Origin of the sequence: Flagellimonas eckloniae (genome assembly GCF_001413955.1) — a bacterium.
GTDB classification, from domain to species: Bacteria; Bacteroidota; Bacteroidia; order Flavobacteriales; family Flavobacteriaceae; genus Flagellimonas; species Flagellimonas eckloniae.
The window spans coordinates 290,725-303,748 of sequence record NZ_LCTZ01000002.1; the positions used below are offsets into that span (position 1 = coordinate 290,725).

The following is a 13,024-nucleotide window of genomic DNA, read 5'->3' on the forward strand; positions in this document are numbered from 1 at the left end:
ACGAGCGCCTCTTTATAAAGGGAAAGTTGCTCTTCAATATTTTGATAACCAATTGGTTTGGGTTTTTGAGTTATTATTGTTTGTAGTCATTAACAGAGACTACTATTGTATCCCTTAGGTTATACTATCCTCAAAACCGTCACCTATGATTTGTTTTAGTCCTATAGCTTATCTAAAAACTAATGGAATCACTTTAATATTACCAGTGAACTGAATCACAGGCATCACGGCTCTATTTTTTGATTATTTTCTTGGTGCGAACCTGTTTTTGGTCCGTTACCTTAAGGATATATAACCCTAGGGGTAGCCTGGTCATGTCAACGGAAGTTCTCCCGTTCCCCATATGCTTTGAGATCACGTTCTGCCCCGAGCTGTTTATGATATCGAGCTGGGCGTCGTTGGAACCGTTGACCTCAACATGGAGTATGTCCGTTGTGGGATTGGGGTAGAAATGGAGTATGTCCTCGGTGTCCGTGTCAGGAGCCTTTAGGTCAAGACTTGTTTTTAACGAACTTGAGGCACATGCCGAAGCGACGACATTGGGTCCTGTTACCTCGAGATAATCTATTTTGGCAAGACCCGTGCTACTGGTGGAACTAAGGATGACGGATTTCACCCCTGCTCCTAGACCAACGGTTGCTTCTGCGGTCAACCAACCTCCTTGTGTGTTCACAAATGAAATACCAGTGGCCACGGTCGTTCCGTCAACAATGAGGTCGGCAGTCCGAGCGGAGCCTACCAAATAACGCCATACGAAAGTATAAGACCCGGCAGTACCGTCTATTTCCCAATCTATCGCCCTTCCCAGTGCATTGGATGTGTTTGCATAGCCGCTTCCCGTATAGCCTGCATCGGCACTTTGTATCACACCGTCCACATCACAAAAGCCAGTCGTGTTTTCCTGGATCGTTATGGTATTGTTGGTATTCGATTGAGATCCATATACCTCTACTTCGGCAAGGTTCAATGTAGTGGTAAGGTTGGATTGTATCCTAACGACCTGACCGACTGCACCACCAGCGTCCAGTGTGACAGAGGGATTGGGCGCAGTGGTAATGGTCTGTGTATAGGTTGTGGTACCACTACTATTGATAACGGATACGGTAAAATCTGATAATCGACTTGAACAACAATTGTTTGTCCTATTGAAAACATTGATGTCATCAATGTTATAGTTGCCACCCAGGTCCACTTCCCACCAGGCATTGGGCCCTTCAGCAGCAGATATAGAACCTCCACTAAAGTTTCCATTGGTGTCACCATCAATAGCTCGAGATGCTTCAGCACCGCCTAATGTTGTGGATTGGGTCGCTGTACCATTCAAGGCAAGGTTGGTGGTTCCTCCCGTGTTCCCATCGGTAACGACCAATGTACGGGTTACACTTGGGGCAGGGTTATAAACAACATTTCCTGCTTGGGAAGCCGTTATTTCAGAAGTTCCTACACCAACGATTCTAATGTTTCCATTGACAATAGTTGCCACATTGGTATTTGAGCTGGTATAAGAAATATTGTATCCTGAGCTGGCAGTGGCAGGATCAAAGTCCGCATCACCAAGTTGCTTCGCCGGTAGGTTAAATGTAATGGTTTGATCAAGCTTAGAACTTTCACTTCCATATACCTCTACTTCGGCAAGGTTCAATGTAGTGGTAAGGTTGGATTGTATCCTGACGACCTGACCAGTGACACCACCAGCATCCAGTGTGACAGAGGGATTGGGTGCAGTGGTAATGGTCTGTGTAAAGGTTGTGGTACCACCGCTATTGATAACGGATACGGTAAAATCGGATAATCGACTTGAACAACAATTGTTTGTTCTGTTGAAAACATTGATGTCGTCAATCTCATAGTTGTCCCCAAGGTCCACTTCCCACCAGGCGTTGGGCCCTTCGGCAGCCGATACGGAATTACCCCCAAAGTTTCCATTGGTGTCACCATCATTGGCACGTGATGCTACGGCCCCGGCTAATGTTGTGGATTGGGTCGCTGTTCCATTCAAGGCAAGGTTGGTGGTTCCCCCTGTTCCTCCAGTGACAGTTACTGTACATGAATCAATAAAACCTCCATACAAAGTTCTTCCTCTAATGGTTGCGGTACCTCCAGCTATGGCTGTAACTTCACCACTTGAATTTACAGTGGCAACTGAAGTATTACTGCTACTCCAAATAACCACTTTGCTAGTAGAAGCGTTTGATGGACTAACCGTTGAGCTTAGTGATTGAGTGTCTCCTGGATCTAATGAAACACTACTTGGAGAAACACTAACCCCTGTAACTGGCACAAAAACTTCACCTTCTAAACGCGCTCCAGCTGGTCTTGTATATGCTTCACAATCCTCATTCAGCAACAGTCGACGATTTACTTCCTTCATCATAACCATTTCATCTGGCATCATACGACCAGTATTATAATCTACTGTATTAGCAAGCGTTACTGAGGCTCCCGCATCTATAATACTTTTTACAGTTCTATATGATCTCTCCGTGTCATAAAGTAATTCACGTGTAGATGTATGCCATCGATATCTTACAGGAAACCAAGCGTGTTTAATTACTGGATTTCCAAGATATTCTGTATACGGCTCTTCAATCATATCACCCACTGTAAACTCTTCGTAACCCCATGAATCTGTTGGAGCTTTTATAATAGAGGTAACATGTCCATTGGTGAAATCTTGAGTAGTGCTTGCAACATCAAGAGTATGTCTAATGATATTGTAGCCTACTTTGGGGCTTGTTTCACCTGTAATACTAACTCCATTGGATGCTACAACGGCTTTGGTACCATCGTCTAATCTGATGTAATCTTTACCTTTGTTGGTAGTAACTACAGCTGTGGGATCTACTTCTCTAATCATATCGACGATGTCTTCTACGTTAGCAGTAACAGTATCTAACCAATAGCCATCTGCATAATCTTTTAATACTTCTACAAAACCTCTAAGAAGCTCTACATAGGCATCGTTTTGACTTGGGTATTGTGTGACAAATTGATCCCAATTGGTTTTAATATCTATATTGTCTTCATCTGCTCTTGCGAAATACTGAGTAGAGATGTATAAAATTATTTTTTTATCTGAATTTTTAAAAATGTCCAATACGTCAAAAATAATATCATCATTCGCCGCACTGGGAACTACATCTGGATGTATTTCATTACGAATGTTTATATAATTGTTTTGACTTAGGGTAAAGTAATGTGAATGTGCGAAATAAGATAAGTTTGTAATAACATGCCCTACTTCTGATAATTCATCAACAATTTCTTGAGCTCCGGAAACAGGGTCAAGACCACCTGCCACCTCAGCATCTAATCTGGCTCCTCCAAAAACAGGAAATGTTATACCCCAAGATCCCTCTAGCCAAGAGTCATCGGGTTGTTGGGCTGATACTGTAAAAGCAAAAAGGATGAATAATGAGGTAATTGTTTTTTTCATGATTACATAGTTTAATGGTTTAGTTTAAATAAACATGTTTTTAATAGGCTTTATAATAAGTCAGATTTAAATTATATTAATGTCAGATATTTATATTTTATTTAAGTAAGATATTTATACTGTATTGAAGTCAGATATTTATATCATAACTAATACTATGACAATTGAAAAGAAAAAATGGGTGACAAAAAAAATAGGAATACTTAAAATTTTAACAATAAAAAACAATATATTCTCAAATAATCAATACTCTTTTTAATTGATTTGTAATAAACATGATATTGAGGTTATCATCTTATTGATTTTTATACTATCTTTTTCTAAGTTTAGATTTAATGTATTTATGGACACTCCAAGTTTACAGGATTACTTGTAATGAACAATAATCATGGTTAAGAGTTTTACTATTTATAGATGGTGGGGCATCTTGTTTTTTGGTTTTCTTGAGCTTTTTGATTTTGACGAAGATTAATCTGAATCCTTTTGCGTGGAAGACTTCATCACTGTTGATAAAAAGTCCGTCTATGGCTATCACCGTTTTCCTTCAGGTTGTAAAAAACTCTTTGTCGTACCTGTTATAATGTGCTCACATCACTATACCCTTGGTCATCTGTTTGTATAATTGATGATGTTGGGATTTGTTTTGGGCCAATGCGATAGCAGGTACTGCAAACAGGACAGTAGCATTACAATAGTACTAATTCTGAAAATTTTAGATCTATTTTCAGTTCTTCTTTTACTCTGGAATCCACCCTTCAATTTTAACAAAGAACCCAGCTGAAGGGTCTTCATCATGACATGCAAGAAAAAGATATTCTGGTTCTCCGTTTTTCCATAAAATATGTGGGCGTTCGGTACGTGCCAATTTATCTCCAAAGTATTGTTCATTTGTTTTATAACCAACCTCAGGCTTTCCCCAATGTATTCCATCCTCCGATTTATAAATTAATCCTGGACGGTTACCTCCTAGTTCAATATCCTCCGCAGGAATAGGGTTACCTTCAAGCATATTTTTCACCCCCTTTCTATCTTCCACAATCATATAGTAACTGTCTTTATAATAAAAGGCATAACAATCTTCAATATCCAAACCTTTATCTGCATAACTAATAAGAGGGTTTTCTTGATAATTTTCATAGGGCCCTTCAATATTATCGCTCATTGCTAAAGAAATTTCACGATTCCAGTTTGTTCCAAAAGCATCTGATATGGATTTATAATAAATCCTGAATTTTCCATTTTTGTCTTTTAAAAAAGTAGGATTTGAGGCATGAATAATATTGGCACCATCTTTTTGTGTACCCGAAGCTTTAATTATAGGGTTATATGGACTTTCCTTCCATGGACCATCCAAAGACTTAGAAGTTGCAATACCTATTTCTTGATTTATATTAGGGGTTTCCCTAGACTTTAATAAGTATACTAGAACATAGGTGTCGTTTACTTGGGATATTTGTGGATTATGATAGGTGAGTGTGTTGCTAGCAAAAGTGATATCTACAAAAGTATAAGGCCCTTCTGGGGATTTAGCTGTATAATGTACTATTTTACTATCTTTTGTCCAGTTCCCGTCATTAGGAATGGCTGACATAAACACATGTAATTTCCCAGAGTCATCATAAATTGGGGCCATACACCAATGCCACCAATTCTCCGGTGCATCAAGAATATAATCTCCTGCAACATGAGATTTAACGAAAGATGATTCCTTTACGGATAGGTCTTTTTTACAAGAAAAGGAAAAAAAGACTATTACAATCGATACTAAGATTTGAATTTTATATATAAATACAATAAGAGACTATTATAATCTATCTCTTTTTGTTTCCCTAAAGTGTATTGAAATAAAAAGCTTTAAGATTTTCAGTGCCTTTTTAATCATCTGTTTTTTCATCCATCCAACTCAACTGGGACCAAGTTTCTGGGCCGTCATTTTTTTGTTTTTCTCCTTCTGTACTTCTACCATTTAATACTATTGTAGCAAGTTCTTTTCGATATTCTTCCAACAGTTCAGATTTCTCATCTTGTAAATTATGTTCTTCTCCAATGTCACTACTTAAATTATATAATTGAAATTTTGGTAAACTATCAATGGCTGCTTTATCTCTTGGTCTTGGAAAACTCCAACCGCCAGAACCGGGACAAAAAATAGCTTTCCAATCATTTTTTCGATACGCAAAAGAGCCATTTATGGAATGGTGAACAATACTTTCCCTAACCGTTAAACTTGATTTGATTTTGAGTGCTGGAAGAAAACTAAAACTATCCTCAGCCATAGTATCGGTAGGTTTAACATCTAAGACATCAGCAATGGTGGCAAAAAAATCTGTAGTGCACACCAATTGATTGGATTTGGCTGATTTTACTTTTTCTGGCCATCTAACTATAAATGGTACTCTATGGCCTCCTTCAAAAATATCTGCTTTGTGCCCTCTAAAAATATAACTAGGATTATGGTCTTTAGTAGTTAATTGATTAAAATCTGCTCGAGGGGAACAACCATTATCACTTGTAAAAACCAAAATGGTGTTTTCTGTTATGCCTTGTTCATCCAATGCTTTTATTACTTCTCCTACAACCCAATCTACCATCAACACAAAATCGCCATAAGGATTATCCAATCCGCTTTTACCTTTAAACTCCTTAGTAGGAAGTATAGGTGTGTGAGGTGCTGGTAAAGGCATATATACAAAGAAGGGTTGGTCGTTTTTAGCATTTTCATTTATAAAACTGACTGTTCTGGTGGTGATTTCTGGTAAAACTTGTTCATGTACAAAGTCATCAGATGTTAGTCCCTTTCGCCACATAGCTTGATAATCAGTATTTTTAGTAAATTTAGTAGGCACCATTGTAGGCTGGTCATTTTCTACCCACACATAGGGGGCCATATCCAATGAGCCATTAAATCCATACCAATAATCAAACCCCCGGGTTATAGGTCCATTTTTTATCTTTTGCGTGTAATCAACAGCGTCCTTTCCTTTTTCGACATTTGCCCAATCCCATCCTAAATGCCATTTGCCAATACCGGCAGTTTTGTATCCTTTAGCCTTTAAAAAACCTGCTATAGTTGTTCTATCCGGCTTAATTAAAGCTTTGCTATATCCTTGTAAGACGTGCTTTTTAAGAGTTGATCGCCAATTATATCGTCCTGTTAATATACCATAACGAGTAGGTGTACAAACAGCACTGCTTGTGTGCGCATCTGTGAAAATGACACCTTCAGAGGCTAGTTTATCTATATTAACGGTTTTAATTTTAGAGTTTTCATTATAACTGGAAACATCACCATAGCCTAAATCATCCGCAAGGATAAAAATGATATTCGGGGGTTTTTCGTTTTTTTCAACCTTTGTTTGCCCGTAAGAACTAAATGATAGTAGTATTGTAATTGCTATTATAAGTTTCTTGTTTAAATTCATTTTTACTGTTTTAAAGTATATTGTTTCTATGGTTTGTTAAAAGCCAGATTATCGTACCAATGTTCTTCCTTCGTCAACATACTGTGTTAGAAGTTTTTTTAGCTCTTTTACCTTTTCTGGATACTCTTTTACAAGATTTGTTGTTTGTTGTGCATCTTTCCTCAAATTAAACAACTCAAAATCTTCATTATGAGGCACAACACCAATATTCTCTTTAAACCAATCTGGTTCTTCATTATCTCTTCCTTCATTACTATTTATAAAGACCCAATCGCCTTGTCTTATTGCTAATTTTCCACTTGCACTATGGTGTATTGCAACTTCACGCTTATCCTTAACCTCAAAACCATCAATAATTTCATCAAGAAAACTATAACTGTCTTCCGCACCTTTATTATCTAGTTTAATATCCAAATAATCAGCTATGGTAGATAAAATATCTGTTTGAGAAATAAGACGGTTTGATTCTGTTCCCGTTTTGGTGATTTTATTTGGATATGAAACTATAAAAGGAGTAGTATGCCCACCCTGCCAAAGGTCTCGCTTTACACCTCTGAAATCTTTCATGGCATAATGGCCATATTCTTTTATATAACCAAAGGTTTGAGACTCAGGCCCATTATCCGAAGTGAAAATTATGAGTGTTTCATCCAATATATTGTTCTTTTCAAGAGCTGTAATTATTTCACCAACAGCCCAATCCAATTCTTTTACAAAATCGCCATATAATCCTAACCCGGAAGTTCCCTGAAATTGCTTAGCAGGCACATGCGGATAATGAGGTATATGAGGTGCATAGTACAAGAAAAAAGGTGCGTCGTTTTTAAGATTATATCCTGTGCTCTTACTGTTTTTTGCCGCAGCATTTATGTAATCAACACTTCTTGCGATGTAATGCATTTGTGCTTCTTCCATATCAAATTGATCAAACTGAGGATTCCCGTTCTTACTAATACCATTCTCAAAATACCATCGACCTCCATCAGAGTGTTCTTTTGTCCCAGGCACATCATGGCAAGGATATTTTCTCTTATAATAATTTTGCCCATACCAGAGATGAACCTCTTCATGTGTAAATCCTACTGGCTTACCACTATAAATGGGTTTGTTATAGTCTATACCATTAGCAGAAATATCAATTCCTTCTCTAGTTGGTTTGGCAGCTGCTTTCCAATCAGAGCCGAGTCCCCATTTACCAATAACGGCTGTATTATAACCGTAATCTCGTAACATACTGGCAATAGTGACGCGTCCTTGGTTTATCCATGGTTGTTCACCAGGTTTAGGATTCCCACGTTTACGGATGGTACGCCACGAGTATCTACCTGTTAAAATACCATATCTACTTGGACTACAAATTCCGCTTGGTGAATGTGCATCTGTAAACAGAATACCATTTTTGGCCAGTTTATCAATATTTGGTGTTGAGATTTTACTCTGTTTATTATAACAGCTCACATCCCCATACCCCAAATCATCAGCGTAAATGATTATAATATTGGGAGTACTTTTTATGACCTCTTTTTTAGCCGTACAGCCAATTGCCATAAGGAGATAAAGGGACAATACCAATTTCATCATATATTGAAAATTGAGTAACAGGATTATTTAATGTTTCAGTTCGCTAAGTTTAATCGTGTACTCTTCCACTTTTTCATTATCAATGCTCCATATTTCATATTGCAATGTTGGGTCGGGTAATTTGGTATTGAAAATCACTTTGCCAAACGAACATTTTTCGTTGTAGCATAAAATTCTTTCAGGGTCGTCCATACATACATGTGTATGTGTATTTACAAGTTTTGAGCTTTCTAGCTCGTATAGAGGATAGCCATTTTCGCGTTCAATTTTCCATAAGTCGCTCCGGTGGCGGTCGGCAGAAAGAAGCACAACACCCTCTATTTTATTATCAGCAAGGAAATCAAAAATCTCTTTGCGTTCTTTTTTGTAACCACGCCAAGTATCAAATCGACCTGACATACCACTTTTTGCACCATAGGCCCAGGGAACGCTCGAAACAATTACTTTAAATGTTCCTTTTGATGCCAGTAGTTTCTCTTTTAACCAATTTAACTGAACTGGACCCAACATTTGGGGATCAGTTATATTTCCATCTGCACTTGAGGGTTCACGATAGTAACGGCAATCCAACATAAAGAAATCAACATCGGCCATTTGGAAATCGTACCATACGCCAGGATTTTCATCGCCACCGCCATAATAAGGATTTGCAAACTGATTTCTGAACACTTCATAAACCGGACGTTTCCATTTCGGAGTATCGATTTCCTTTCCGCCAAATTCGTCATTATCCCCAAAATCGTGATCATCCCAAATTGAAAGGATTGGTGTTCTGGATGAAAAGTCACGAAACTCGGGCTTACTTTGCCTACGATTATAACAATACTTTTGAATGTCTGGGTACTCCGGATAGTCGATGTAAACATTATCACCCATCAATAGCATCGCATTTAGATTATGCGAGTCTAAGGTATTCCACATATAGGAATGCCAGGGAATGTAAGCAGAACCACCACCAAAAGCTACTGCAAACTCATTGGCCTGCCCTTCAATAGGTTGTGTTTTAAATTTATAAACTTTGTTTTGGGTTTTGCCGTCAATTTTAACCTTATAAAAATATGTGGTATCCGCTGTAAGCCCTTCAACATCAAGCTTAGCAGTAAACTCTGTAGATTTTGAGGTTTGTACTTCCTTTGATAAAATCTCCTTTTCAAAAGTTTCATTTTCACTTAAAACAATCTGAACTTTTAATGCCTGAAATGTTCGTAACCAAATTTTTGCAGTACTAGAAGTGGTATGGCCAACCATTGGACCGTGTACAATTGCTTCCCCCTTTTTTTTGATAAAATTGCTGAAAGCTGGAAACTTATTTAAAGGAACAAGCATTTCGAGAGGCGCTTGATATCGGTCGATACTTAGTCCCAAATTCAATGATTTTTTAACTTGGGCCATAGCCGAATCTGCATTTCCTGTTTTTGCAAAAGCAAGTGCTTTTACAAAGCAAGCTTCTGCGTCAATATCTTGTTTATTGGCATGGTCAATGGCTACTTTTGGGTCTCCTTTGTCAATCTCAATCAAATATTTTGTTATGCCAGATTTACGTGTGTACCAATCCTTGTCGTTTTGTGTGTATTGCAATTCAGGTTTGCTTTCCTGTTTTTTTGTTTGACAATTAATAAACAAGAATCCTATCAACGTTAAAAAGAAAATATTCTTCATAAAAAATATATTTAAATAATTTTAGTAAAACCTTACTCTCCATAAAAAACCTCGTCCCAGTCATCTGTCCTAAAAGGAAGCGCAGGTAAACCTTGTTTGTTATAAATGGTTGCATTTGCATTGTTTGCCCAGTTATAGCGTACCGCTACCGGATGTTCCACCTTTGACGAGCTTAATTGAATTTTATTCCCATCCTGCTTAACCTTAGCTGGATAGAAAATTTTATTCTCACCAGCAATATGGAAAGCCCAAATTCCTCCAATTGCAGCGGATAATAAATACAATTCGGAACCCGGTGTTTCAATTTGAAGAACCATGCTTTCGCCCTCGTTTTTATATGAACTCAAAAAAGGGACAGCGTAAACAACATCTGTTTTATTATACGTTTTATGTAAGGCAATTAATGATAAGCGGCGACCAACTTCCTTTTTATGCGGCGGATGAATATCATAAAATGTACCTATGTCTTGTGTAGCCGCAACTCCTGTATTTGGAAGCTTTAATGCTTCACACTGAGCCTCTACAATTTTTGGCATCCCAAATGGCATCCCATATTTATCATTGTAATCGTAGGGAGGAATTTGCACAAAATAAAATGGAAAATCGCCAATACTCCATTGCTTTCGCCAACTTGTTATCATACTAGGGAATACTGTTTTATAATCTTCCCAATATGGAACGTTTGCTTCGCCTTGATACCAAATGGCGCCTTTTATGGTGTAGTTGGTTAGCGGTGAAATCATACCATTATACAACACCGATAACTTTCTGTATTTGTTCTTAAGCCGGTCAACACTTTCTGGTATATCGGGAAATTCCGATATAAGTCCACTCTTAAAATCATTTAATGCGCTGTTGTATTCATCTCTATCCTTTTGAAAGGATGTTTCAAAATTTTTATACTTTTCATGTAATCCCTCATGGATTCCTGTTTTTGGTGTCCATGCTTCAACGGGTGTTCCTCCTCTGGATGATTGAATCAAGCCAACTGGGACGGACAAATTTTCGTGAATTGCCTGCGCATAAAAATACCCTACTGCCGAAAACTTAAACACGGTTTCTGGGTTGCATACCACCCATTTCCCCTGGCAATTGTTAAGTGGAATTTCCGAAGCAACTGTAGCAACTTTAAACATGCGTATGTTCGGGTAATTTGCCTTTTTAGCTTCTTCCCAAAAATTGATAATGGGTTTTTGACCGTTACGAAGGCCTAATTCCCTTTCCATATTCGACTGTCCCGAACACAACCAAACCTCACCAAACGCAATATTTTCAATAGTTTGTTGTGTAGACCCTGTTACCTTTATTCCACCTATTTTTCCGGCTTTTGGTGTTTTAATATGTATTAGCCATTTACCCTCTTTATCGGTAATGGTTTGCGACTGTTTTCCCCATGATGAATTAACGAATACTTTTTGTCCAGGTATGTCCCAACCCCATATTTTTACTTCGGCAGACTGTTGCAAACACATATTGTCGGATAAAATGTCCGGTAACTTTGTTTGTGCGCTTAATCCGATTGTAGCTAAAAGAAATAGTGTAGTAGCTAGAAGTTTCATTTATCTCCTTATTCTGTTTTAATTAGTTGTCATGTTAAATTTGTAATTCTTAATTAATGAAATAGAATCATAATTTAATATCTGTTTTTTAAAAAGTCATTAAATACCAGTATTTTAGGCATATATGGCCGTTACGATTACTCGTTTATGGGCAACAATTAATCTTTAGTTTTTGTTTCTCCAACCAATTTTGCTCCTGCAGGTCTTTTATATGGAATATAATCAGGCATCGGCCTCATTCTTAATCTTCTATCCACTTCCTTCATAATATCCATTTCTTCTTTTGTCATAGACCCATTTGTTTGTGTATTTCCCCAGGTAATAGCACAACCTCCATCAGTCAAAGTCCGTACAAAACGATAGGCTTGTTCTACATCAAACATCAAATTTGCCCTTGGACTTGTCCATTTCATACGCATTGGCATCCAAGCATGTTTTATAGTATGTTTGACTGGATCATAACTAGCCATTGCGTCTACTATTTCAGGAAATGTAAACTCTTCATATGCCCATGAATTAGGTGGAGCTCCCCAAGCTAGAGGAGTAGGGTGACCGGAAGTAAAATCAACATAAGAACCATTTAAATTAAACGATCTTATTTTATATTTTCTACCATCTGGGTCATTTGTCCCGTCTGAATCCACTTCCAAATCATCTCCATTTTCATCTTTGAAATACTTTGATTTGTTTGAGCTCTCATTTTCCACTATGCCGTTAGAAGCTATCATAACAGATGGGTCTACCTCTCGAATCATATCAATGAAATCTGTTAATTCTCCAGCAATTCCGCCCACATGGTCTAACCAATAGCCATCTGCCAAACCTTTAAACCTTTCGATATAACCTTTACATAAAGTACGGTAGGCCAAACCTTCATCACCATCAAATTTGGCATTGTAATAGTTTTCCCAAGCTGCCTTATATTCAGCATTATTTCTTGTACCTGACCTTGCTGATGGACCATCGGTAGCGATGTAGAGAATTACTTTTTTTCCTCCTTTATGTAATATATCAATGACATCCAAAATGATTTTTTCATTTTCAAGAGAGGGTACAAACTCAGGATGAATTTCCTTAGCAACATCTACATAAGGATTTTCCCTTAAGGTAAACCAGTAACCATGGGCACGATGCGTGAAATTTGTAAATACATGACCAACTGTTGGCAGATTATCTACAATATTCTGTGCCCCTTTTACCCAATCGCTATATGAACTGGCTTTATCTAATTCTACCCCACCTTCAACGATTAGGCGAACTCCCCATGAACCTGATAGCCACTTTGAATCTGAAGAAGTTTGAGCACTGATATTTAAAATTCCCAGAGCAAAAATTATTGTAATTAATTGTTGTTTCATTTTTTATAA

The 13,024-nt window shown here is 37.7% G+C and carries 7 protein-coding genes; all 7 read right to left on the reverse strand.

The window, feature by feature from the left end; translation table 11 throughout:
- Nucleotides 1–232 precede the first annotated feature (232 nt).
- Nucleotides 233–3,436: a galactose-binding domain-containing protein gene (locus tag AAY42_RS01280; protein WP_055392200.1), complete on the reverse strand. Its 3,204-nt coding sequence runs from the start codon at nucleotides 3,434–3,436 to the stop codon at nucleotides 233–235.
- A 736-nt stretch (nucleotides 3,437–4,172) separates the two neighbouring features.
- Nucleotides 4,173–5,027: a glycoside hydrolase family protein gene (locus tag AAY42_RS01285; protein WP_175288708.1), complete on the reverse strand. Its 855-nt coding sequence runs from the start codon at nucleotides 5,025–5,027 to the stop codon at nucleotides 4,173–4,175.
- A 283-nt stretch (nucleotides 5,028–5,310) separates the two neighbouring features.
- A complete protein-coding gene (locus AAY42_RS01290) occupies nucleotides 5,311–6,858 on the reverse strand; it encodes a sulfatase family protein (RefSeq protein ID WP_055392202.1) in 1,548 nt (515 codons plus the stop codon).
- 48 nt (nucleotides 6,859–6,906) lie between these two features.
- Nucleotides 6,907–8,439, reverse strand: a complete 1,533-nt coding sequence (locus AAY42_RS01295) for a sulfatase family protein (protein ID WP_055392203.1) — start codon at nucleotides 8,437–8,439, stop codon at nucleotides 6,907–6,909.
- 27 nt (nucleotides 8,440–8,466) lie between these two features.
- Nucleotides 8,467–10,098 carry an alkaline phosphatase D family protein gene (locus AAY42_RS01300; RefSeq protein ID WP_055392204.1) on the reverse strand — a complete coding sequence of 544 codons (1,632 nt, stop codon included), beginning with the start codon at nucleotides 10,096–10,098 and terminating at the stop codon, nucleotides 8,467–8,469.
- A gap of 32 nt (nucleotides 10,099–10,130) precedes the next feature.
- Nucleotides 10,131–11,657: a sialate O-acetylesterase gene (locus tag AAY42_RS01305; protein WP_082433287.1), complete on the reverse strand. Its 1,527-nt coding sequence runs from the start codon at nucleotides 11,655–11,657 to the stop codon at nucleotides 10,131–10,133.
- 158 nt (nucleotides 11,658–11,815) lie between these two features.
- Nucleotides 11,816–13,015: a hypothetical protein gene (locus AAY42_RS01310; RefSeq protein WP_055392206.1), complete on the reverse strand. Its 1,200-nt coding sequence runs from the start codon at nucleotides 13,013–13,015 to the stop codon at nucleotides 11,816–11,818.
- Between the last annotated feature and the right edge of the window lie 9 nt (nucleotides 13,016–13,024).